The following is a 23,348-nucleotide window of genomic DNA, read 5'->3' as shown; positions in this document are numbered from 1 at the left end:
TTCGGGATTCAGACATGTCCATACACGACAAGGCAGAACCTCAACCCCTATCTTCCAATAACGTCGACCTCCTCGACGTATTGAAGACTTTGCTGAAACACAAGCGCTGGGTCATCGGCAGCGTTATCGCGTTGGGGAGCGGCGCCTTGGTCTTGAGCCTGCTGCTGCCGCCTCTGTATAGCGCCACCGCCAAGATACTGCCGCCGCAGCAGCAAAACTCGAGCATGAATCTGTTGCTGAGCCAACTGGGCGGGCTGGCCGGCGCAGCCGGCGGCATCGCCGGGCTGAAGAACCCCGGCGATCTTTACACCGGCCTGCTGCAAAGCCGTACAGTGGCGGACGGATTGATACAGCAGTTCAAGCTGAAACAGCGCTATGCAACAGACACAATGGATGAGACCAGAAGGGCACTGCAGAGCGCTAGTACCATAACCAGCAGCAACAAGGATGGTTTGATCAGCATCAGCGTGGAAGACAAGGATCCCCAGTTCGCCGCCGCCTTGGCCAATGGCTATATCGCCCAGTTGACCCAGCTGAACCAGTCCCTGGCCGTCACCGACGCGGCCAAACGCCGGCTGTTTTTCGAAACCCAGCTAAAGCAAACCAAGACCCAGCTAACCTCAGCAGAAACCGCACTGCGCCAGACCCAGGAGCGCACCGGCATGATTCAGCCAGACGGCCAGGTGCAGGCGATTATGAACACCGTCACCCTGCTCAAGGCCAACATCGCCGCCAAGGAAGTGCAATTGGAGGCGCTGCGTAGCTACGCCACCGAGCAAAACCCGCTCTATCAGCGGACCAAACAAGAACTGATGGGTTTGAAAACCCAGTTGGCCAAGCTGGAAAACGGCGCCGAAACCTCCGGCAACATCATGGTGCCCACCGGCAAAATGCCGCAATCCGGGCTGGAGTATCTGAGACGGCTGCGCGAGGTCAAGTATCAGGAAACGATTTTTGAACTTTTGGCCAAGCAATACGAGCTGGCCAGAATCGACGAAGCCAAGGACTCGTCACAAATCCAGATATTGGACAGCGCCGTAGTGCCCGAACTAAAGAGCAAACCCGTTCGCTCATTGATCACGGCCGCGGGACTAGTCGGCGGCCTAGTCCTCGGCATCGCGCTGGCCCTACTGCGCGAACGCTTCCACAGCGCGCAACAATCCGGCCGCTTGCATGAGTTGAACTGGGCCTTGAAGGAGCGCTAACGCGTCACCCTGCGCCTATAGCCCATCCGGAACGCGAAGCCCAATGCCAGCATGACCGCCATGCTGGCCGCCAGGCTCAGCGGGCTGCCCCAGACCAGCGGCGCGATCAGGCCGGCCACCACGCTGGACATCATGGTCTGGAAAAAGCCCTGCAAGGACGAGGCGGTGCCGCGCAAGGATGGAAACTGGTCCATCAGGTTCAGAGTAATGGACGGCGCGGCGATCGACATGCCGGTGGTGTACAAGGCCAGCGGCAACACCGCCCACGGCATCGCGGCTTCCGGCGCCAGCAAGTTGTACAGCAGGTTCCAGCCGGCCGCGATAAACATCACCACGTAGCCGCGCGACACGATGTCTTTTTGCGACACCCGCCCCGCCATCTTGCCCGACAGATAGGCGCCGAACATGATGCCGGACACCGCCGGGCCGAACATCCACAGAAACTGCCCCGGCCCCAGGTGCAGATGCTGCATCAGAAAGACCGGCGCCGACGGGATGTACAAGAAGAAGCCGGCGAAGTTGAAGGACACCGCCGCGGTCAGCAGTTGGAACTCGCGCTTGCGTCCCACCTGCCAGTAATTGGCCAGCAGATACTTGATCTTCAAGGGCTGGCGCGCGGATTCGTGATGGGTTTCCGGCAGGGCGAACCAGCTCATCAGGAACAGCGCCAGACCGATCAGCGCCATGAACACGAAGATGGAATGCCAGCCGAAGGCGCCGAACAGCCAGCCGCCCACCACCGGCGCGATCGCCGGCGACAGCGAAAACAGCATGGTCACCTGCGACATCAGCCGCTGGGCGTCGGCGCCGTCCAGCTTGTCGCGGATGATCGCGCGCCCCACCACCAGGCCGGCGCCGCCGCAGAAGCCTTGCAGCGCCCGGAACAGCAGCAGCTGCCCCAGACTGTCGGCCAAGGCGCAGCCTATCGACGCCAGGCTGAACAGCAAGGTGGTGACCAGCACCACCGGACGGCGGCCCACCGCGTCCGAGATCGAGCCATGCCACAACATCATCACCGCGTAAGACAGCAGATATACCGTCAACGCCTGCTGCATCTGCAACGGAGAGACCGCCAGGCTTTGCCCGATCGCGCTCATCGCCGGCAGGAAGGTGTCGATCGAAAACGGCCCCAGCGTGGACAGGGCCGCGAGGAGGATTGCCAGCCCAAAATGGCTGCGGGTGGAGGGATGCATGGCGGATAAATAACAATGAGAGTCAATGCATGGTAATGGTTAGACCGGAACTTGCCAAACTGGTCTGCTTCAAATTAAACCTCATTGACACAAATCGCATCGCGAGCGCTGGCGCCCATTGCAATTTCGTGCCACGATCAAGCCACTCCGCGCACGCATAACAAGGAGAGACCAGCATGATTCGCCTGTACCACAACCCGCGCTGTTCCAAATCCAGGGAGGCGCTGAGCCTGCTGGAAAACGCCGGCGCGGAAATCGAAGTCGTAGAGTACTTGAAGCACCCGCCCAGCTACGAAGAACTGGAGCGCCTGCTGACGCTGCTGAACATGGAGCCGCGCGACCTGATTCGCCAGAAGGAGGAGGAATACACCGAACTCTATCTGGACGACATCACGCTGGAGCCCCGGCATCTGATTACCGCCATGATAGACAATCCCAAGCTGATCGAACGCCCGATCGCCGTCAGCGGCGAGCGCGCCGTGGTGGGACGTCCGCCGGAACGGGTGCTGCAGCTGCTGGACTAGCCTTTCCCAGCGCCTCCCGCCACCGCCCAAGGCCCGCGCCTTGGGCGTTTTTGCGCCCGCCTGGCCATGCCCGGCCCATCCCCCTCAAAATTATCACTTGCGGAATAGTAACCAGCGTTATTAAAATAACGACTATGAATCCAACCAAGTCATTTCAAACGCTAGAGCAGGCCGTCAACCGGATCGAAGCGCGTTTTCCCGGCGTGCCGCGCCAGGAAGTCATTCTGGCGCGCTTGCTGTACCACATCCTGCCGCGGCTGTCCGCCCACCTGTGCGACAAGCTGAAGCATCACGGCCTCAACGAGACGGTGTGGATGGCGCTGCTGGCGCTGTACGCCTGTCCGCAACAAGCGCTCTACCCGTCTGAAATCAGCGACACGCTGGATTCATCGCGCACCAACGCCACGCGCATCGCCGACGAACTGGTCAAAAACGGCTGGGCGGCCCGTTCGCCCAGCGCCGAAGACCGCCGCAAGATCCTGCTGGAGTTGACGCCGGGGGGCGTTCAACTCGTGGAATCGCTGCTGCCCATCTCCCGCGAATGCCACCGCGAGCTGTGGGCGGATTTCGACGCCGCGGAAAAACAGGAGTTCGAACGCTTATTGCGCAAACTGCTCTGCAGCCTGGGCGGTTGAAGCTGGGAAACCGGCTTTTTTTCGCCCTTATAATAACCTGCGTGACTATCACATCATCAATCACTTCATCAATTGCTAATACAGCAAGTGAACACAGGGAGTCCCACAAGGTGAAAAAGACTCAATGGCAGCACGGCGTCAGCGCCCTGCTGCTCAGCGCCCTGTTGGGCGGCTGCGCCAACTTCGGGCCTGACAGCGCGCCGGCAGCGCAGCTCAATGCCGAGCAACTGCGGCTGGCCGACGGCCAGGACGGGCAGATCGCCAGCGACTGGTGGACCCAGCTGAACGACGCGACGCTGAACCAGTTGGTGGCGCGCGCCCTGCAAGAAGCGCCGTCCTTGAAGCTGGCTGAAGCCCGGCTGCGCCAGGCGCGCGCCGCCGTCGGCATCGTCGAAGGCAATAGCGGGCCCAAACTCGATTTCAGCGCCAATATGACCCAGCTGAACTACGAGTTTCCGGCGCCGATCTCGCGCGACTACGTCAACGCCTACACCGCCATGCTGATGGGCAGCTGGGAGTTCGACTTCTGGGGCAAGCACCGCGGCCAAATCGACGAAGCCGTCGGCCAACAGCAAGCCATCGCCTTCGAAGGCGCTCAGACGCGCTTGACCCTGACTCAGGCCGTCATCGCCCAATACACCCAGTTGCAGCGGCTGCAGGCGCAAAGCGCGGTGCTGGCCAAGCGCATCCAGCTGGCGGAAAGCCGTCAAACGCTGACTCAGGCCCGCATCAACGCCGGCCTGCTGCCGGGCGACAACCAGCGCGGCAACGAAGTCTCGCTGCACCGTCTGCGCCAACAACAAAGCGCCTTGACCCAGGACAGCGACCGCGCCCGCCACGCGCTGGCGGCGCTGACCGGCCAGGGACCGGACGCCTTGAACGCGCTGCAAGCCGCCAAGAGCGCGGCGCTGCCGCCGCTGGACGCGGACAGCCTGCACGCGGAACTGCTGGGCAAACGCCCTGACATCGCCGCCCAACGCGCGCGGGTGGAAGCCATGGCCGGCGCGGTCAAAGCCGCGCGCGCCGAGTTCTACCCCAATATCAAGCTGACCGCCTTCGCCGGCCAAACCTCGCTGGAACTGAACAAGCTGATGAACGGCGACTCCACCTTCTGGGGCTTCATGCCGGCGATCAGCCTGCCCATTTTCCACTCCGGCGCGATCCAGGCCAATCTGGGCAAGCAAAAGGCCGGCTACGACCTGGCCGTGCACAGCTACAACCAGACCGTGCTGGACGCGATGCGCGACGCCGCCGACGCCGTCAGCGGCTGGCAGCAAAGCGGCAAGCAACTGGAACAGGCGCGCCAGGCGCAGGACAGCAGCGGCCGCGCCGCCGACTCCGCCGCCGCCCGCTTCAAGGCCGGCATCATCAACAAGCTGAACCTGCTGGACGCCCAGGACAGCGCGCTGGCGCAACAGTCGGCGCGCATCGACGCCGAAGCCGGCCGCAAACTGGCCTGGGTTTCCCTGAACACCGCATTGGGCGGCGGCTTCAACGCTGCGCCCGCCACCCACTGAGAACGCATCCATGGACAAGAAAACCAAAACCGCGCAAGGCCGCAAACGCAATCTGATCGTCGCCACCACCCTGTTCGCCGCCATCGCCATCGGCTACGGCGCCTACTGGGCGCTGGTGCTCAGCCACCAGGAAAGCACCGACGACGCTTACGTCAGCGGCCATCTGGTGCAAGTCACCCCGGAAGTGGGCGGCACCGTCGCCAAGGTGCTGGTGGACGACACCCAGCACGTCAAGGCCGGCCAACTGCTGGTCAGCCTGGACAAGAACGACGCGCAGCTGAACTTCGACCGCGCCCGCAATGAATTCGCCCAAGTGGTGCGCCAGACTCGTCAGCTGATGAACAACACCCAGCAGCTGGCGGCCCAGGTCACCTTGCGCGAAACCGAACTGGCCCGCGCCGACGCCGACCTGAAACGCCGCAAGCAGCTGGCCGGCACCGACGCGCTGTCGGCGGAAGAACTGAGCCACGCCAACGACGCCGTCGCCGCCGCCAAGGCCGCGCTGGACGCCGCGCGCGAACAGCAGAAAGCCAGCGCCGCGCTGCTGGGCAAGGACGCGCTGGCGCAACAGCCGGCGGTCAAGGCCGCCGCCAGCCGGCTGAAGGAAGCCTGGCTCGCGCTGCAGCGCACCGAGATCAAGGCGCCGCTGGACGGCGCCGTCGCCCGCCGCAATGTGCAGGTTGGCCAGCGCCTGGCCGCCGGCACCCCGCTGATGTCGGTGATCCCGCTGCAAAACCTGTGGGTGGACGCCAACTTCAAGGAAGGCCAGCTGGCCAAGATCCGCATCGGCCAGCCGGTGGAGCTTAAGTCCGACCTCTACGGCGGCAAGATCGTCTATCACGGCAAGGTGGTGGGCCTGTCCGCCGGCACCGGCAGCGCCTTCTCGCTGCTGCCGGCGCAGAACGCCACCGGCAACTGGATCAAGGTGGTGCAACGCGTGCCGGTGCGCATCCAGCTGGATCCGAAAGACCTGCAATCGCATCCGCTGCGCGTCGGCCTGTCGATGGACGCGGTGGTGGACACCTCCGGCACCGACGGCAAGGCGGTGGCCGAGGCCCAGCCCTTCGTCGCCCATCAGGACGTCTCCGGCCAGCTGCCGGACCTGAAACAGGCCGACGAACTGGTGCGGACGCTGCTGGCAGCCAACGCGGGTGAAGGCAAGGCCGAATAAGGGGGCCGGACCATGAATCATCCACCACTGACCGGCTCCAAGCTGGTCTGGATCACGCTGGCGCTGTCGATGTCGGTGTTCATGCAAGTGCTGGACACCACCATCGCCAACGTGGCGCTGCCCACCATCTCGGGCAACCTGGGCGCGGCGACCAGCCAGGGCACCTGGGTGATCACCTCCTTCGGGGTGGCCAACGCCATCGCGGTGCCGCTGACCGGCTGGCTAGCCAAGCGCCTGGGCGAGGTAAAGCTGTTTACCGCCTCCACCCTGCTGTTCGTGCTCACCTCCTGGCTGTGCGGCATGTCCAGCAGCCTGGAAATGCTGATTTTCTTCCGCGTGCTGCAAGGCGCGGTGGCCGGCCCGATGATTCCGCTGTCGCAGAGCCTGCTGTTGTCCTGCTACCCGCCGGAGAAGAAAGGCATGGCGCTGGCGCTATGGGCGATGACGGTGATCGTCGCGCCGGTGTTCGGCCCGATTCTGGGCGGCGTGATCAGCGACAACTGGCACTGGGGCTGGATCTTCTTCATCAACGTGCCGGTGGGTCTGGCGGCGGCCTTCATTTCCTGGCGCATCCTCAAGCCGCGCGAAACCGAAACCGTCGATCTGCCTATCGACCGCATCGGCCTCGCCTTGCTGGTGATAGGCGTAGGCTCGCTGCAAATGGTGCTGGACCGCGGCAAGGAGCTGGACTGGTTCAACTCCACCGAGGTGATCACCCTGGCGGTGATCGCGGTGCTGGCGCTGGTCTATCTGGTGATCTGGGAGCTGGGCGAGAAACACCCCATCGTCGACCTGAGCCTGTTCAAGCAGCGCAACTTCACCGTCGGCACCGTCGCCATCAGTCTGGGCTTCATGCTCTACTTTGGCACCGTGGTGCTGCTGCCCTTGATGCTGCAGACCCAGATGGGCTACACCGCCACCTGGGCCGGCCTGGCCGCCGCGCCTATCGGTCTGATCCCTGTGGTGCTGTCGCCCATCATCGGCAAGTACGCGCAGCGGCTGGACATGCGCTGGGTGGTGACGGTGAGCTTCAGCGTGTACGCGATCTGCTTCTTCTGGCGCAGCACCTTCAACCCGCAGATGGACTTCGCCTACGTGGTGTGGCCGCAGGTGGTGCAGGGCATAGGCGTGGCCTGCTTCTTCATGCCGCTGACCACCATCACCCTGTCCGGCCTGCACCCGAGCCAGATCGCCAGCGCGTCCAGCCTGTCCAACTTCCTGCGGATTCTGGCCGGCAGCATCGGCACCTCGATCACCACCACGATGTGGGACCGCCGCGAGGCGATGCACCACGCGCGCCTGACCGAGCACGTCAGCCTCTACGATCAGGCCTCCAACGCCTGGTTCCGGCTGCTGGACATGGCCGGCCTGTCCTCCGGACAGCAGGCGGCGCTGACCTCGCTGCAGATCACCAAGCAGGGCTACATCATGGCGGCCAACGAGATCTTCTGGCTGTCCGGCGTCTTGTTCGTGCTGCTGATCGGCCTGGTGTGGTTCGCCAAGCCGCCGTTCACCGCCTCCGGCGGCGACAGCGGCGCGCATTGAAAATAGCCTGAGCGGACCGGGCGGCGACGACATCGCCGCCCGGTTTTTCTATTCCCCCCGGAACACCGCCGCGCGCTTGTCCAGGAAAGCCCGCATCCCCTCCTTCTGATCCCGCGACGCGAACAAGAGCTGATACGCCTTGCGCTCCAGCATCAGCGCCGTCGCCAGCGGCGCGTCGGCGCCGGCCAGCACCACTTCTTTGATCTGCGCCACCGCCAGCGGCGGCAACGCGGCGATCCGCGCCGCCAACTCCAATGCCCGCGCCTCCAACGCCTCGTCCGCCACCACCTCGCTGACCAGGCCCATCGCCAGCGCTTCCGCCGCGCCGACGGGCTCGCCGCTCAACAGCAGCTTCATCGCGCGGAACTTGCCCACCGCCCGCAGCAGGCGCTGGGTGCCGCCGGCGCCCGGCATCACCCCCACCTTGACTTCCGGCTGGCCGAACTGCGCCGACTCGGCGGCGACGATGATGTCGGCGTGCATCGCCAGTTCGCAACCGCCGCCCAAGGCGTAGCCGGCCACCGCGGCGATCACCGGCTTGGGACAGTCGGCAATCGCCTGCCACAGCTTGTGCACTTGGCGCTGCATCAGCTCAATGCTGCCGCAATCGGCCAGCTCGGCCAGATCCGCGCCGGCGGCGAAGGCGCGGCGGTCGCCGCACAGCAGAACCGCCCTCACCTCGGCCTCGGCGCTCAGCGCCTGGAAACGCCGCGCCAGCTCCCGCCGCAACGCCATGTTCAAGGCGTTGCGCGCCTGCGGCCGGTTCAAGCGCAGCCGCGCCACGCCGGCGGACGGGTAATCCAGCAAGACCAGTTCGTCCATCACGCCTCCTCCACCCGCTCCAGCACCAAGGCCACCCCCTGGCCGACGCCGACGCACATCGCGCACAAGGCCAGCCGGTCGCCGCTGGCCTCCAGCTGGCGCAGCGCGGTCAAGGCCAGCCGGGCCCCGGACGCGCCCAGCGGATGGCCCAGCGCGATCGCGCCGCCGTTGGGATTGACCCGGGCGTCGTCGTCGTCCAATCCCAGCTGACGCAACACCGCCAGCGATTGCGAGGCGAAAGCCTCGTTCAGCTCGATCACGTCCAGATCCGCCACGCTCAGGCCCAGCCGCCGCAACAGCTTTTCCGCCGCCGGCGCCGGCCCCATGCCCATGATGCGCGGCTCCAGCCCCACCGAGCACATGCCCAGAATCCGCGCCCGCGGCCGCAGGCCGTGGCGCTTGAGCCCGGCGCCGCTGGCCAGCAGCAGCGCCGCCGCGCCGTCGTTGACGCCGGAGGCGTTGCCGGCGGTGACCGATCCGTCCGCCACCACGCCCTTGAGCCGCGCCAGCTCCGCCAGCGTGGTGGCCGGCCGCGGATGTTCGTCCTGGCTCACCCGCAGCGGCTCGCCCTTGCGTTGCGGCAGCTCCAGCGCCAGGATTTCCGCGTCGAAGAAACCGCGCTCGCGCGCCGCGGCGTAGCGCTGCTGGCTGCGCAGCGCGAAGGCGTCCTGATCGGCGCGGGAAATATCGAACTGACGCGCGACGTTTTCCGCGGTTTCCGGCATAGAATCAATGCCGAACTGGCTTTGGAAAGCCGGGTTGACGAAGCGCCAGCCTATGGTGCTGTCCTCGATGCGCGCGCTGCGCGCGAACGGGCTGTCGGCCTTGCCCATGACAAAAGGCGCGCGCGACATGCTCTCCACCCCGCCGGCCAGCGCCAGTTCGGCTTCGCCGGCGGCGATTGCCCGCGCGGCGAGGCCCACCGCGTCCAGGCCGGACGCGCACAGGCGGTTGACGGTGAGCGCCGGCGTGGACTGCGGCAGGCCGGCCAGCAAGGCCGCCATCCGCGCCACGTTGCGATTGTCCTCGCCGGCCTGATTGGCGCAGCCCAGGATCACCTCGTCCAGGCAGGACCAGTCCAGCTGCGGATGGCGCCGCATCAGCGCGGCGAGCGGCAATGCCGCCAGATCGTCGGCGCGCACGCCGGAAAGCGCGCCGCCGTAACGGCCAAACGGGGTGCGGATGCCATCGCAAAGATAGGCATGGGGCATGGGAAACCTCCTGGATCAACGGTGTTGGAACTGCGGCGGCCGCTTGTCGAGAAAGGCCTGCATGCCCTCCTTGCGGTCGGCCAGGGAGAAACTGGCGTGAAAGGCGCGCCGTTCGAACAGCAGGCCTTCGGCCAGGCTGGATTCGAAGGCGCGGTTCAAGGACTCCTTGATCAGCATCAGCGCCGGCAGCGAGTAGCCGGCCATCCGCGCGGCCAGCGCCTGCGCCGTCGCCAGCACCTCGGCGTCCGCCACTACCCGCGACACCAGGCCGGCGCGTTCGGCTTCGACGGCGCTGTAGAGCTGGCCGCTCAAGCACCATTCCATTGCCTTGGCCTTGCCGATGGCGCGCGGCAGCCGCTGGGTGCCGCCCATGCCGGGCAGCGTGCCCAGCTTGACTTCCGGCTGGCCGAAGCGGGCGGACTCGCCGGCGATGATCACGTCGCACATCATCGCCAGCTCGCAGCCGCCGCCTATCGCCAGGCCGCGCACCGCGGCGATCAGCGGCTTGCGCACGCTGCGCGCGCGCTCCCAGTGCCGGCTCACGTAGTCGTCGAGGAAGACTTGCTGATAATCCCATTCGGCCATGCGGCCGATGTCGGCGCCGGCGGCGAAGGCCTGCTCGGTGCCGGACAGCAAAATGACGCTGATGTCGGGATCGCTGTCCACCGCGTCCAGCGCGGACTCCAGCTCCCGCATCAACTCGGGGCTCAGCGCATTGTGTTGCGCCGGCCGGTGAATTTCCAGGTGGCAGACCCGCTCAGCGCGGTCCTCCCTCAGATGCTCGCTCATGGTCAGTTCCCTCTCCACACCCGTACACGCCGTGAAGAAACAACTGGCTGACTATCCGCGCCATGCCCTGCCGGTCCACCGCGCCGTCCGCGCGGAACCAGGTGAAGGTCCAGTTCATCATGCCGAACAAGGTCATCGTCACCGGTTTGACCTGCGCCGCCGGCAACTCCGGCCGCAAGCGGGCGATCAGTTCGGCGAAGGCCGCCACCACGCCGGCCTGCTTGGCCTTCACCTTCAGCCGGTCCGCCTCGCCCAGGAATTTGACGTCCTGCACCAACACCATGTGGTAATGGCGCGAGGACGCGTACTCCTCCATGAAGCGCTCGATCAGCAGCCGCAGATGCGCGTCCGCCGGCAGGCCTTGCCGCGCCGCCTCGTCGACGATGCCGACCAGCCGGTCCACATAGGTGTCGGCGATGTCGAACAGCAGGTGCGATTTGTCGCGATAGTAGTGGTACAGCAGCGGCTTGGACATGCCGCACAACTCAGCCAGTTGGGCTATCGAAGCACTGGGAAAACTCTGCTCGGCAAACAGGCGGGCAGCGTTCTCCAGTATGTTTTGTTGCTGCGCCTCGTAATTGGGAGATTTAGTTCTGGCCATATCCGCATATCGGTTGAATGAAAAGACCAGACGCGGTACCAGCGAACCTCCCCGATGACTACGAGCCGCCAGGCAAAACCCGGTCAAACCGGGTTTTGCCAGCGGTTCTAGACAAGCAACCGTCAACGCTCATCAAAACTGAGCACCACTTGCTGGGTCCGTGGACGCGCCTGACAGGCGAGCACGAAGCCTTGTTCCACCTCGGCCGGCTCCAGGGCGAAGTTCTTGTCCATGGAAACCCGGCCGGACAGCACTTTGGCCCGGCAGGTGCAGCATACCCCACCTTGGCAAGAGTAAGGTAGGTCGACCCCGGCCGCGGTGGCCGCTTCCAGGATGCGCTCGCCGGCGCCCAGTTCCAGCTGCCGCTGCTGGCCGTCGATGATGACGGTGACGCTGGCCGCCGGGCTGTCCTCGGTCGCCGCCGCCGGCTTGGCTTCGCCGCGCCGCGGCACGCCGAAACGTTCGTAATGGATGCGCCCGGCGGCCAGCCCGGCCCGCTCCAGGCAGGCGCAGGCCTGGTCTATCATGTCGTTGGGTCCGCAGACGAAGGCTTCGTCCACCACGCCGTCCGGCAGCAGCGCGGTCAACGCTCGTTGCAGCCGCTCGCCGTCGAGACGACCGTGAAACAACTCCGGCTGCTGCGCTTCGCGGCTGAGGAAGTGATACACCGCCAGCCGCGCCGGATAGCGCGACTTCAGCGCCGCCAGCTCGTCGGCGAACAGAATGCCGCCGCGCCGCCGGTTGCCGTACAACAGGGTGAAACGGCTGTGCGGTTCGCGCCGCAAGGTGGTCTTCAGCATGGACAGCAGCGGGGTGATGCCGCTGCCGGAGGCGATGCCCAGATAGTGCTTGCGCTGCTCCGCCGCCAGCGGCGTGAAGAACCGCCCCTCCGGCGGCATCGCCTCCACCTCGCGTCCAAGCTGCCAATGCTGGTGGACATGGCTGGAGAACACGCCGCCGTCCACCCGCTTCACCGCCACCCGCAACAGGTCTTCGTCCGCGCCGCAGCACAGCGAATAGGTGCGCCGCTGCTCCACGCCGTCGATATGCTCGCGGAACACCAGATGCTGGCCCTGGGTGAAGCGGAAGTTATCCTTGAACTCCGCCGGCGGCTCCAGCGTCAGCGAAATGGCGTCGTCGGTTTCCTGGCGGCGTTCGACGACGCGCAGGCGATGGAAAGCTAGTCTCATTCCGGTCTCCTTATCCGGTCCTCGCTATGGACTCAGATCGGCTTGAAATACTCGAATGGCTCCAGGCACGCCTCGCAGCGGTAGAGCGCCTTGCAGGCGGTGGAGCCGAACTGGCTCAGCCGCCGGCTGCGGCCGGAGCCGCATTGCGGGCAGGCTGGAGCCGTCGATTGGAAACGCAAGGGCTGCCAGCCGTCCTCGGCCGCGCTCGCGCACGCCGGCGGCGCGATGCCGTAGCGCCGCAGCTTGTCGCGGCCATCGGCGCTGATCCAGTCGCTGCTCCAGGCCGGGCTCAGCTGGGTGCGCAACACCACCCGCGCTTCGCCGGCCCGGCCCAGCACCTGCCGCACCGAGGCGGCGATGGCCTCGGTGGCCGGACAGCCGGAATAGGTCGGGGTCAGCGTGACCTCCAGGTCCTCCCCCACCCGCGCCACCTTGCGCACAATGCCCAGATCGCACAGCGACACCACCGGCACCTCGGGGTCCGGCACCTCGGCCAGCACCCGCCAGGCTTGCGCCACGCTCAGACCCGCGGCGCCCATCACCAGCGTCCCCCGGGATAGGCGCGCTGCAGGAACTGCATCTCCGCCAGCACATGGCCCAAGGCTTCGCTGTGCTCGCCGCGCTTGCCGCCGGACCGGTACGCCGTGGCCGCCGGCGGCCGCAGCGTGGCCTCCGCCAGCACCGGCAGCATCAGCACCTCCCACTCCGTCCGTAGAGCAGCAGCCTGCGGCGCGACGCCGTCCAGACGCCGCTCCAGCGCGTCGTCGTCGAACATCTCGGCCAGATACGGCCACCAATGAACCAGCGCCTGCTGCATGCGCCGCCGCGATTCGTCGGTGCCGTCGCCCAGCCGCACCACCCATTCAGCCGCGTAGCGCAGGTGGTAGCGGCTTTCCGCCAGCGCCTTGCCGGCGATCGCCGCCAGCCGCGGCTCGGCGCCGTCGCGCAGCGCCCGCCACAAGGCCACCTGATAGGCGCTGAACAGGGCGATGCGCAGCACCGTCTGGCCGAAGTCGCCGTTGGGCAACTCCAGCAAGGTCAGATTGCGGAACTCCGGCGCGTCGCGCAGATAGGCCAGCGCGTCCTCGTCCCGGCCCCGTCCTTCCCATTCGCCGGCCAGGCTCAGCAGCAGCCGCGTCTGGCCTATCAGATCCAGCGCGATATTGCTCAACGCGATATCGTCCTCCAGCTCCGGCGCGTGGCCGCAGCATTCGCCCAGGCGCTGGCCCAGCAACAAGGTGTTGTCGCCCAGCCGCAGCGCGTATTCGATCAGGTCCGCCGTCGCCGGCGGCTGCATTTGCACAAGCACAGACATCGCACACTCCTCACATATGGTTCACGGCTTCCGGCAACTGGAAGAAGGTGGGCAAGCGATAAGTCTTGCCGGCCATCGGCTCGAACAGCATTTCCCGTTCCTCCGGCGCGCTGCAACTCAACGCCGCGCTGGGCAGCGCCCAGACCGCGCCGGGCGGAAACGCGCCGAAGGCCCGCTCCGCCTGTTCCAGAACCTGGCGCGCCGACGCGGCCAGCAGGCTGGCGACGTGCAAATGGTCCAGGCCCGGCTTGAGCTGCAGGAACACTTCGTACTGTTGCGCTTCCGCAGCCTGCGCCGAGGACGGCGGCTCGCCGTTTTCCTCTAGGCTGGCGCTGGGCGCCACCCACAGGCTGACGCCTTCCTGACGGCGAAAATAGATGTCTCTGGCCAGCAGCAGCGCATGGCGCGCATCGGCGGCGTGCAGGCTGCTGGAATGCTTGTATTGCAAGGCGTTGCGGCCGAGGACGAAGACCTCGAAACGCGGCCAGGCGTTGGGGGACTCGGGCATGGTGGCTCCTGATCAGGCGGCGGCGCGCGCCATCTGTTTGTCGGCGTGGGCGCGGGCGGCGGCGCGCACCCAGGCCCCCTCTTCATGCGCGCGGACGCGCGCGGCCATGCGTTCGCGGTTGCAGGGGCCGTCGCCGGCCAACACTCGCTTGAACTCCTCCCAGTCCGGCTCGCCGAAGTCGTAATGCCCGCGTTCCGCGTTCCAGGCCAGTTCCGGGTCCGGCAGCGCGATGCCCAGCACCTCGGCCTGGGGCACGATGGCGTCGACGAATTTCTGCCGCAGATCGTCGTTGGAGATGCGCTTGATGCCCCATTGCATGCTGCTGGCGCTGTGCACCGAGTCCCGGTCCGGCGGGCCGAACATCATCAGCACCGGCCACCACCAGCGGTTCACCGACTCCTGCACCATGGCCCGCTGCGCCGCGCTGCCGCCCATCATCGTCAGCAGCAGGTCGTAGCCCTGACGCTGGTGGAAGCTCTCTTCCTTGCAGATGCGCACCATGGCGCGGGCGTATGGGCCGTAGGAGCAGCGACACAACGGGATCTGGTTCATGATCGCCGCGCCGTCCACCAGCCAGCCTATGGTGCCGATGTCGGCCCAGGACAAGGTTGGGTAGTTGAAGATGCTGGAGTACTTGGCGCGGCCGGACAGCAGGGCCGCCACCATCTCGTCGCGCGGGCGGCCCAGGGTTTCCGCCGCCGCGTACAGATACAGGCCGTGCCCGCCCTCGTCCTGCACCTTGGCCAGCAGGATGGCCTTGCGCTTGAGCGTGGGCGCGCGGCCGATCCAGTTGCCTTCCGGCAACATGCCCACCACTTCGGAATGCGCATGCTGGGAGATCTGCCGCAACAAGGTCTTGCGGTAGGCGTCCGGCATCCAGTCGCGCGCTTCTATCTTGTCGTCGGCCTGCAGCTTGGCGTCGAAAGCCTGCAGGCGCTGCGACGGTTCGGTCGCCGCCGCGGCGATGTCCGGCTGATCCAGGGCTTGGGTGTACATCGCGTATCCTCCTTGGTGAGCGCCGCCGGACCCGGCGTCTGGGGCGCGGAAACGGCTTATTAATTAATTTACCGTTCGTTCAATTAAAATACAAGCGTTAGTAATTCCCACCAGCCGCCGCCTAGCCGCGCGGCCGCTTGTCCACCACTCGCCGCGCCTTGCCCACCGAACGTTCTATCGTCATCGGCTCCACCACCCGCACCGTGGTGGTCACGCCGACATGGCTCTTGATGCTGTGCTGCAGCTGTCGCTCCGCCAGTTGCCTGGCGTCGTCGCGCGCCGGCCCGCTGAGCTCGCGTTCGACGAAGACCGACAGGCAGTCCAGGTGGCCGTCCTTGTCGACTTCCAGATAGAAATGCGGCGCCAACCCCGGCTGCCGCAAAATCACCTCCTCGATCTGGGTGGGGAACACATTGACGCCGCGGATGATCAGCATATCGTCGGAGCGGCCGACGATCTTGCCGATGCGCCGCATCGAGCGGCTGCTGGGCGGCAGCAGCCGGGTCAGGTCGCGGGTGCGGTAGCGGATCACCGGCATCGCTTCCTTGGTCAGCGAGGTCAGCACCAGCTCGCCTTCCTCGCCGTCCGGCAGCACCTCGCCGCTGAACGGATCGATGATTTCCGGGTAGAAGAAATCTTCCCAGATCACCGGGCCGTCCTTGCTTTCCACGCATTCGCTGGCCACGCCCGGCCCCATCACCTCGGACAGGCCGTAAATATCCACCGCGTCGATGCCGGCGCGGCGTTCGATCTCCTGCCGCATCAGCCCGGTCCACGGCTCGGCGCCGAAGATGCCGACCCGCAGCGAGCAGGCGGCGGACTCCATGCCCCGGCGCTCCATTTCATCGAGGATGTTCAACATATAGGACGGCGTGACCATGATGATGTCCGGGCGGAAGTCCTGGATCAGTTGCACCTGGCGCTCGGTCTGACCGCCGGACATCGGCACCACGGTGCAGCCCAGCCGCTCGGCGCCGTAGTGCGCGCCCAGGCCGCCGGTGAACAGGCCGTAGCCGTAAGCGATGTGCACCATGCTGCCGCGCCGGCCGCCGGCGGCGCGGATGGACCGCGCCACCACCGTGGCCCAACTGTCGATGTCCTTGCGGGTATAGCCCACCACGGTGGGCTGGCCGGTGGTGCCGCTGCTGGCGTGAATGCGCGATACCTGATCCCGCGGCACCGCGAACAGGCCGAACGGATAGTTGTCGCGCAGATCCGCCTTGCTGGTGAACGGAAAGCGGCTGAGGTCCTCCAGACGTCGCAACTCAGAGGGGTGAACATCGGCTTGCGCGCACTTGGCGCGGAAGGGAGCGACGTTGTCGTAAGCATGTTGCAGCGACCATTGCAGACGCTGCAGTTGCAGGGCGGACAACTCGTCGCGGCTGGCGGTTTCCATAGCGTCCAGTTCGCTGGGCGAAGGGCGGGTGGTGGGCATGATGCTTCTCCTGTGTAGGTTGGGGCTTGGCTCTGCGGCCATTGGCTGCGGGCTGAAAAGAGCGGACGGCGTGTTCTCCTTGGCGGGTGCTTAGGAAGCGGGGCGATGAGAGCGGCCGCGCAACAGCGCCAGGACTTCGCCTCGCTGATTGCTCACCCTCACATCGTAAAGTCCTTGCCGGCCGCCCTGGTGCAGGCACTCGGCCTCCGCCAGCAGACAATCCCCGCTGCGGGCCGGCTGCAGATATTCCATGCTGATGGCCGCGCCAACCGCGCGCGGCCCCCAGCTATTGCAGGCGACGGCGAAGGCGGTGTCCGCCAGCGCGCACAACAGGCCGCCGTGGCACAGCAGGAAGCCGTTGAGCATATCGTCGCGCACCCGCATGCGCAGCCGGGCGCGGCCCGGCGCCACCTCCAGCAACTCCATGCCCAGGCTGGCGGACGCCCGGTCCTGGCTCAGCATCGCCAGCGCGCTGTGCTCGGCCAGCTGCCAAGCGGATTCGGTCTCAGTCATGAAAGCGTCCTCCAGACAGGGCCAGCCGCCGCAGCAGCGGCGAAACCCGATAACGGCCGTCGCCGTAATGCGCGTGCAGCGCGTCCAGCACCCCCGCCACGTAGTCGTTGCCGAGGCGATCGGCCCAGGCCAGCGGACCGCGGGGATAGCCGGCGCCCAGGCACATGGCCTGGTCCACGCTGTCCGCCGCCGCCACGCCCTGCCCCACCGCGTCGGCCGCCTCGTTGGCCAGCATCGCCACGGTGCGCAACACCGCCATGCCGGCGGCGTCGTCCAGCCGCGACACCTGCAGGCCGGCCGCCTGCAGCACGCCCTCCGCCTGCGCCGCCAGCTCCGGCGCGGCCTGGTCCGCCAGCGCCAACGCCAACCTCGGCGCGCTGGCGTAATCCAGCGCCAGATCGAACACCGCCCAGCCGGCGTGACCGCTGTCGGCGGCGCGGCGGGTGGCGCTGCGGCCATCGGACAGGGCCAGCCGCAAACCGTCCCAGCTTAGCCAGCCTTGAGCCGGCCCCGGCTCGCGCTCCAGCCGCACGCCGCCGGCCTGCAAGCGCGCCAGCAGCGGTTCGGCCACGCCCAGGCCGCCGTGCACCCGCAGCATGGCGGGAGCGGGCCGCGGCGGCGTCGCCTCCGCTTCCGGCAAAGTCTGGTCGTAATCGTAAAAACCGCGGCCGCTCTTGCGGCCCAAGCGGCCTGCCGCCACCAGCTCCTGCTGCAGCGGCGACGGCCGGAAACGCGGATCCTGCTGCATCGCCTGGTACACCGATTGCGTCACCGCGAAATTCACGTCGTGACCGATCAGATCCATCAGTTCCAACGGCCCCATCGCGAAGCCGCCGGCCTCGCGCAGCAAGGCGTCCAGCGTGGCCGGCGCGCAGACGCCTTCCTGCAGCAGCCGCAAGGCCTCGGCGTAGAACGGACGCGCCACCCGGTTGACGATGAAGCCGGGCGTGGACGCGGCCGACGCCGGCGTCTTGCCCCAGGACCGCATCAACGCGCACAGACGGTCCGCCAACGCCGGCGCGGTCGCCAAGCCGCTCACCACTTCCACCAGCTTCATCCGCGTGGCCGGGTTGAAGAAATGCAGGCCTATCACCCGCTCCGGATGGCGCAGGCCCGCCGCCAGCGCGGTGATGGACAGGGAAGAAGTATTGCTGGCCAGGACGGCGGCGACCGGCAACAGCGCGTCCAACTGTCGCAATAGCGCCTGCTTGGCGTCCAGCCGCTCGACGATGGCCTCGATCGCCAAACTCGCGTCGGCCAATTCCTCCAAGCTAGTTACCGGCCGCAGCCGGCGGCGCGCGGCGTCCAGCTGCGGCTGACTCCATTTGCCGCGCTGGACCAGGCCGGCCCAGTCGGTAGCGATCGCGTCCGGCGCCGCCGCCGCCGCGCCGGCGTCCTGATCGTATAAATACACTTCATGCCCAGCGGCGGCGGCCACCGCGGCGATGCCGCGCCCCATCGCGCCGGCGCCTATCACCGCCACTCGCTGTTCGCTGCCCAATTGCATGCTCACTGCCCTCCAAAGCGCGGCGGACGCTTGGCCAGGAAAGCCGCCACGCCTTCGCGGTAATCGGCGCTGAAGCCCAGCTCGCGCTGCGTATCGCGCTCCAGTTGCAGCTGCTGTTCCAGACTGTTGCCCTCGGATGCTTGCAGCGCCCGCTTGATCCGCGCGTAGGCCAGCGTCGGCCCGCTGGCCAACTGCTCGGCAAGCTGCCCCACCGCGGCGGGAAAATCCTCGTCGTCGACGCAGCGCCAGATCAAGCCCCATTGCTCGGCCTGCTCGGCAGACAGGGGCTCGGCCAGCAGCGCCAGCCCCATCGCCCGCGCCTGACCCAGCAGGCGCGGCAGCCAGTAGCTGCCGCCGGCGTCCGGCATCAGGCCTATCTTGCTGAAAGCCTGGATGAAGCGCGCCGAGCGCGCGGCGATCACCAGATCGCAAGCCAGGGCGAGGTTCGCGCCGGCGCCGGCCGCCACGCCGTTGACCGCGGCGATCACCGGCTTGGGCATGTCGCGCAGCCGCCGCACCAGCGGCGCGTAATAGGCCTCGATGGACAAGCCCAGATCCGCCGGCGGCTGCCCCGGCTCCGGCACCCGGTCGCTCAAATCCTGGCCGGCGCAGAAGGCGCGGCCGGCGCCGGTCAACACCAGCGCCCTGACCTCGGCGTCGTCGCGCAGACGGTCCAGCATTGCCGCCAAAGCCTGGTGCATGGCGGGATTGAAGCTGTTCAGCCGCTGCGGCCGGTTCAGCGTCAAGGTTGCCACGCCCGCTTCCAGCTTCAATTCAACACTCGTTTCCGAAGTCTGCATGCTTGTTCCCTTTCTGGATGCGGCCATGGCGATGCCGGCCAAACCGCTACTGTGGCAAACGCTATCATTGACCGACCGGAAAATCAATTATAAGCTGACCCACATCAATGACAGCGCGCTGAAACTGTTGTTGCCGCATCCGGTCCTGTCGCTGGCATGGCTCAGGCCGGCCTCTCATCCCTCCGCCCGAGGAGAAGCTCCATGTCTCACCCATTGTTCCAGCAACATCAAGCCATCTTGGACCAGGCCCTGCAGGCCTTGCGTGAACGCCAGTACTGGTCGCCGTACCCGGAAATGCCCAGCCCCAGAAGCTACGGCGAAACCGCAGCCGCCGACGGTCAGGCGGCGTTTGAGGCTTTATTGCAACAAGACTTCCAGCTGGACGGTCTGCCGGCCACGCAGGGCTGGGTAGGCAGCGAGCGCTCTCCCTATCGCGGCGCCCTGCGCATCCGCTATCCGCGCCACGACGCCGACGCCTTGCTGCAAGCCTCCGCCACGGCGCTGCAAACGTGGCGGCAAGCCGGCCCGCAAGCCTGGGTGGGCGTTTGCCTGGAAATCATCCAGCGGCTGAACCGCCGCAGTTTCGAGATCACCCACGCGGTGATGCACACCACCGGCCAAGCTTTCATGATGGCGTTCCAGGCCGGCGGCCCGCATGCGCAGGACCGCGCGCTGGAAGCGGTGACCTACGCCTGGCGCGAGATGTCGGCCATTCCCGAGCATTGCCGCTGGAGCAAGCCGCAGGGCAAGCATGAGCCGCTGGTGCTGGAGAAAAGCTGGAAGGTGGTCCCGCGCGGCGTCGGCCTGCTGATAGGCTGCAGCACCTTTCCCACCTGGAACGGTTATCCGGGACTGTTCGCCAGCCTGGCCACCGGCAACAGCGTGATCGTCAAGCCCCACCCCGGCGCGGTGCTGCCGCTGGCCCTGACGGTGCGCATCGCCCGCGAGGTGCTGGCCGAGGCCGGCTTCGACCCCAATACCGTGCTGCTGGCGGCGAATCAGCACGGCGAGCCGCTGGCCAGCCTGCTGGCGCAGCGACCGGAGGTGAAGCTGATCGACTTCACCGGCAGCAGCGCGCACGGCGAATGGCTGGAAAGCCAGTGCCGCCACGCCCAGGTCTACACCGAGAAAGCCGGCGTCAACTGCGTGGTGCTGGACTCCACCGCCGACTTCCCCGGCCTGTGCCGCAATCTCGCGCTGTCGCTGGCGCTGTACAGCGGCCAGATGTGCACCGCGCCGCAGAACATCTTCATCCCGGCCGACGGCATCCACACTCCGGAAGGCCAGTTGTCTTACCAGCAGACGGTGGCCGGCCTGTGCGCGGCGCTGGAGGCCTTGTGCGCCGAACCGGCCAAGGCGGTGGAGCTGTTGGGCGCGATCCAGAACCCCGGCGTGCAGCAAAGGCTGGAAGCGGCGCGCGCGCTGGGCCGGCCGGCGCTGGACAGCCGGAGGCTGAGCCATCCGCACTATCCAGAAGCCGAGGTGCACACCCCGCTGCTGCGCCAGCTGACGCTGGAAGACCGCGCCATTTACGAGCAGGAACACTTCGGGCCGATCGGCTTCCTGATCCAGGCGCCGGACAGCGCCGCCGCGCTGCGCCGGGCGGAAGACGGCATGCGCCGCCACGGCGCGCTGAGCTTCTCGGTGTACAGCACGGACCAGCAAGTGCAGGAGCAAGCCCGGCAGGCGGCGGAAAACGCCTGCGTGTCGCTGGCGCTCAACTTCACCGGCGCGGTGATGGTCAACCAGTCCGCCGCCTTCAGCGACTTCCACGGCAGCGGCGGCAACCCGGCGGCCAACGCCAGCCTGTCCGACAGCGCCTTCGTCGCCAATCGCTTCCGCGTGGCGCAAACCCGCAGCTTCGGCTGACCCATGGCCCCGGCATGGCCGGGGCGTCGCCCGCCAGACTTACGCACGGAGCCGCGTCATGACGCCACAACAACAGCAAGCGATTCTGAACCACCCCGCCTTTCAACAACTGGCCAGCCGCAAAGCGCGATTGGGCTGGAGCTTGACCGCCGTCATGCTGCTGCTCTATTACGGCTTCATCCTGGTGCTGGCCTTCGCGCCGCACTGGCTGGCCCGGCCCGTAGGCGCCGGCGTCACCACCTTGGGCATGCCGGTGGGCGTCGCCATCATCCTGGCCGCGTTCGCGCTGACCGGAATCTACGTGCGCCAGGCCAACAAGCGGCTGGACCCGCTGAACGACGAAGTCCTGCGGGAGTGCCAGCCATGAGATCCCTCCTCGCCATGTCGACGCTGACGCTGGCCGCCCCCGCCTGGGCCCAGGCCGGTACGCCGCGCCCCCTGAACTGGAACGCTATCCTGATGTTCCTGCTGTTCGTCACGCTGACCCTGTTCATCACCGGCTGGGCCGCGCGCCGCACCCGTTCCGCTTCCGACTTCTACACCGCCGGCGGCGGCGTCAGCCCGCTGCAGAACGGCCTGGCCATCGCCGGCGACATGATCTCCGCCGCGTCCTTCCTCGGCATCTCCGCGATGATGTTCAGCAAAGGCTACGACGGCCTGATCTATGCGCTGGGGGTGTTGGCCGGCTGGCCCATCATCATGTTCCTGATCGCCGAACGGCTGCGCAACCTCGGCCGATTCACCTTCGCCGACGTGGTGTCCTACCGGCTGAGCCAGACGCCGGTGCGCATCACCGCCGCCTGCGGCACGCTGACGGTGGCGCTGCTCTATCTGGTGGCGCAGATGGTGGGCGCAGGCAAGCTGATCGAGCTGCTGTTCGGCGCCAGCTATCTGAGCGCCGTCGTCATCGTCGGCGTGCTGATGGTGTTGTACGTGATGTTCGGCGGCATGCTGGCCACCACCTGGGTGCAGATCGTCAAGGCGGTGCTGCTGCTGTCGGCCACCAGCTTCATGGCCTTCATGGTCTGGCGGCGCTTTGGCTACAGCAGCGAGGCGATGTTCGCCGCCGCCGCCGATCTTCGCGGCCAGGCCATCCTGGCGCCGGGCGGCCTGGTGTCCAACCCGGTGGACGCCGTCTCCCTGGGCTTGGGCATGATGTTCGGCACCGCCGGCTTGCCGCATGTGCTGATGCGCTTCTTCACCGTGGCCGACGCCCGCGCCGCGCGCCAGTCGGTGTTCTACGCCACCGGCTTCATCGGCTATTTCTACCTGCTGCTGATCCTGGTGGGCTTTGGCGCCATCCTCATCGTCGGCGGCGACGCCGGCTTTCGCGACGGAGGCGGCGGCATTGTCGGCGGCGCCAATATGGTGGCGGTGCACCTGGCCCAGGCGGTGGGCGGCAACCTGTTCCTCGGCCTGGTGTCGGCGGTGACTTTCGCCACCATTCTCGCCGTGGTCGCCGGCCTGGCCCTGTCGGCCGCGTCGGCGGTGTCCCACGACCTGTACGCGGTGGCGCTGCGCCGGGGCAAGGTGAGCAGCGCCGAGGAAATGCGGGTGTCGCGGCTGGCGACGCTGGTGATAGGCCTGCTGGCCATCCTGCTGGGGCTGTTGTTCGAAAAGCAGAACATCGCCTTTCTGTCCGGCCTGGTGCTGGCGATTGCCGCCTCGGTGAATTTCCCGGTGCTGTTCCTGGCGATGTTCTGGTCCCGGCTCACCACCCGCGGCGCTGTGGCCGGCAGCGTGGCCGGCCTGGCGTCCGCCATCGCGCTCTTGGTGCTGGGCCCCATGGTGTGGGTGGACATCCTCGGCAATCCGCGGCCGATCTTCCCCTACGCCAACCCGGCGCTGTTTTCCATGAGCGCAGCCTTCGCCTGCGCCTGGCTGTTGTCGGTCTGCGACCGCTCGTCCCAGGGTCAATTGGAGCGCAGCCGTTTCCCGGCGCAGTACATCCGCGCGCTGACCGGGCTGGGGGCCGGCACAGGCACCGGCAAACACTAGCCAC

At 66.9% G+C, this 23,348-nt stretch carries 23 protein-coding genes; 9 read left to right on the top strand and 14 right to left on the bottom strand.

Translation table 11 applies throughout. The annotated features are described in order from the left end of the window. Positions 1-14 precede the first annotated feature (14 nt). Complete coding sequence (locus tag JW897_RS01735) at positions 15-1,205, top strand: GumC family protein (RefSeq protein ID WP_048413170.1); 1,191 nt, start codon at positions 15-17, stop codon at positions 1,203-1,205. Here the strand turns inward: JW897_RS01735 and JW897_RS01730 are convergent. Next, entirely contained in the window at positions 1,202-2,398 is a 1,197-nt protein-coding gene (locus tag JW897_RS01730) for a multidrug effflux MFS transporter (protein ID WP_205464976.1), read from the bottom strand. The genes JW897_RS01735 and JW897_RS01730 overlap by 4 nt on opposite strands. Before the next feature lie 176 nt (positions 2,399-2,574). Here JW897_RS01730 and arsC point away from each other — a divergent pair, with 176 nt between their 5' ends. From arsC to JW897_RS01705, 5 genes are all read left to right on the top strand, one after another. After that, positions 2,575-2,922, top strand: a complete 348-nt coding sequence (gene arsC / locus JW897_RS01725) for an arsenate reductase (glutaredoxin) (protein ID WP_048413168.1) — start codon at positions 2,575-2,577, stop codon at positions 2,920-2,922. 134 nt (positions 2,923-3,056) lie between these two features. Next, the gene (locus JW897_RS01720) at positions 3,057-3,557 is read left to right on the top strand and encodes a MarR family transcriptional regulator (RefSeq protein ID WP_048413167.1); all 501 of its coding nucleotides are present in this window, start codon (positions 3,057-3,059) and stop codon (positions 3,555-3,557) included. A gap of 110 nt (positions 3,558-3,667) precedes the next feature. Then, a complete protein-coding gene (locus JW897_RS01715; RefSeq protein WP_338030543.1) occupies positions 3,668-5,074 on the top strand; it encodes an efflux transporter outer membrane subunit in 1,407 nt (468 codons plus the stop codon). A 10-nt stretch (positions 5,075-5,084) separates the two neighbouring features. Further along, on the top strand, positions 5,085-6,245 hold the full coding sequence (locus JW897_RS01710; protein WP_205464974.1) for an EmrA/EmrK family multidrug efflux transporter periplasmic adaptor subunit: 1,161 nt from the start codon (positions 5,085-5,087) through the stop codon (positions 6,243-6,245). Between the two features lie 12 nt (positions 6,246-6,257). Continuing rightward, entirely contained in the window at positions 6,258-7,790 is a 1,533-nt protein-coding gene (locus tag JW897_RS01705; protein ID WP_048413164.1) for a DHA2 family efflux MFS transporter permease subunit, read from the top strand. A 48-nt stretch (positions 7,791-7,838) separates the two neighbouring features. Here the strand turns inward: JW897_RS01705 and JW897_RS01700 are convergent, their stop codons facing one another. From JW897_RS01700 to paaG, 13 genes are all read right to left on the bottom strand, one after another. Continuing rightward, positions 7,839-8,612, bottom strand: coding sequence for an enoyl-CoA hydratase-related protein (locus JW897_RS01700; RefSeq protein ID WP_205464973.1), 774 nt, complete (start codon positions 8,610-8,612; stop codon positions 7,839-7,841). Then, entirely contained in the window at positions 8,612-9,823 is a 1,212-nt protein-coding gene (pcaF, locus tag JW897_RS01695; RefSeq protein ID WP_048413162.1) for a 3-oxoadipyl-CoA thiolase, read from the bottom strand. Before pcaF ends, JW897_RS01700 begins: the two co-directional genes overlap by 1 nt. A gap of 15 nt (positions 9,824-9,838) precedes the next feature. Continuing rightward, positions 9,839-10,612: an enoyl-CoA hydratase-related protein gene (locus JW897_RS01690; RefSeq protein WP_205464972.1), complete on the bottom strand. Its 774-nt coding sequence runs from the start codon at positions 10,610-10,612 to the stop codon at positions 9,839-9,841. Continuing rightward, positions 10,581-11,213 carry a TetR/AcrR family transcriptional regulator gene (locus JW897_RS01685; RefSeq protein ID WP_205464971.1) on the bottom strand — a complete coding sequence of 211 codons (633 nt, stop codon included), beginning with the start codon at positions 11,211-11,213 and terminating at the stop codon, positions 10,581-10,583. The genes JW897_RS01690 and JW897_RS01685 overlap by 32 nt, the downstream gene beginning before the upstream one ends. A gap of 122 nt (positions 11,214-11,335) precedes the next feature. Continuing rightward, complete coding sequence (gene paaE / locus JW897_RS01680; protein ID WP_205464970.1) at positions 11,336-12,403, bottom strand: 1,2-phenylacetyl-CoA epoxidase subunit PaaE; 1,068 nt, start codon at positions 12,401-12,403, stop codon at positions 11,336-11,338. Between the two features lie 32 nt (positions 12,404-12,435). Next, the gene (gene paaD, locus JW897_RS01675; protein ID WP_205464969.1) at positions 12,436-12,942 is read right to left on the bottom strand and encodes a 1,2-phenylacetyl-CoA epoxidase subunit PaaD; all 507 of its coding nucleotides are present in this window, start codon (positions 12,940-12,942) and stop codon (positions 12,436-12,438) included. Continuing rightward, positions 12,942-13,718 carry a 1,2-phenylacetyl-CoA epoxidase subunit PaaC gene (gene paaC, locus JW897_RS01670; RefSeq protein WP_240352033.1) on the bottom strand — a complete coding sequence of 259 codons (777 nt, stop codon included), beginning with the start codon at positions 13,716-13,718 and terminating at the stop codon, positions 12,942-12,944. The genes paaD and paaC overlap by 1 nt, the downstream gene beginning before the upstream one ends. 10 nt (positions 13,719-13,728) lie before the next feature. Next, positions 13,729-14,226: a 1,2-phenylacetyl-CoA epoxidase subunit B gene (locus tag JW897_RS01665; RefSeq protein WP_205464968.1), complete on the bottom strand. Its 498-nt coding sequence runs from the start codon at positions 14,224-14,226 to the stop codon at positions 13,729-13,731. 12 nt (positions 14,227-14,238) lie between these two features. Continuing rightward, a complete protein-coding gene (paaA, locus tag JW897_RS01660) occupies positions 14,239-15,222 on the bottom strand; it encodes a 1,2-phenylacetyl-CoA epoxidase subunit PaaA (protein ID WP_205464967.1) in 984 nt (327 codons plus the stop codon). 121 nt (positions 15,223-15,343) lie between these two features. Then, the gene (gene paaK, locus JW897_RS01655) at positions 15,344-16,657 is read right to left on the bottom strand and encodes a phenylacetate--CoA ligase PaaK (protein WP_048413155.1); all 1,314 of its coding nucleotides are present in this window, start codon (positions 16,655-16,657) and stop codon (positions 15,344-15,346) included. 90 nt (positions 16,658-16,747) lie between these two features. Further along, positions 16,748-17,170, bottom strand: a complete 423-nt coding sequence (gene paaI, locus JW897_RS01650; protein ID WP_205464966.1) for a hydroxyphenylacetyl-CoA thioesterase PaaI — start codon at positions 17,168-17,170, stop codon at positions 16,748-16,750. Next, on the bottom strand, positions 17,163-18,677 hold the full coding sequence (locus JW897_RS01645) for a 3-hydroxyacyl-CoA dehydrogenase (RefSeq protein ID WP_205465203.1): 1,515 nt from the start codon (positions 18,675-18,677) through the stop codon (positions 17,163-17,165). The genes paaI and JW897_RS01645 overlap by 8 nt, the downstream gene beginning before the upstream one ends. Before the next feature lie 2 nt (positions 18,678-18,679). Next, complete coding sequence (gene paaG / locus JW897_RS01640) at positions 18,680-19,477, bottom strand: 2-(1,2-epoxy-1,2-dihydrophenyl)acetyl-CoA isomerase PaaG (RefSeq protein ID WP_205464965.1); 798 nt, start codon at positions 19,475-19,477, stop codon at positions 18,680-18,682. A 201-nt stretch (positions 19,478-19,678) separates the two neighbouring features. Between paaG and paaN the strand changes: the two genes are divergently transcribed. From paaN to JW897_RS01625, 3 genes are read left to right on the top strand one after another with little or no spacing between them, the layout of a single operon-like run. Continuing rightward, on the top strand, positions 19,679-21,346 hold the full coding sequence (gene paaN, locus JW897_RS01635; RefSeq protein WP_205464964.1) for a phenylacetic acid degradation protein PaaN: 1,668 nt from the start codon (positions 19,679-19,681) through the stop codon (positions 21,344-21,346). A gap of 58 nt (positions 21,347-21,404) precedes the next feature. Further along, entirely contained in the window at positions 21,405-21,713 is a 309-nt protein-coding gene (locus JW897_RS01630) for a DUF485 domain-containing protein (protein ID WP_205464963.1), read from the top strand. Continuing rightward, positions 21,710-23,344 carry a cation/acetate symporter gene (locus JW897_RS01625; protein WP_205464962.1) on the top strand — a complete coding sequence of 545 codons (1,635 nt, stop codon included), beginning with the start codon at positions 21,710-21,712 and terminating at the stop codon, positions 23,342-23,344. Before JW897_RS01630 ends, JW897_RS01625 begins: the two co-directional genes overlap by 4 nt. Positions 23,345-23,348: the final 4 nt, after the last annotated feature.

Source organism: Chromobacterium alkanivorans, assembly GCF_016937655.1.
Taxonomy (GTDB): domain Bacteria; phylum Pseudomonadota; class Gammaproteobacteria; order Burkholderiales; family Chromobacteriaceae; genus Chromobacterium; species Chromobacterium alkanivorans.
This window is presented reverse-complemented; position numbering and strand designations above follow the sequence as displayed.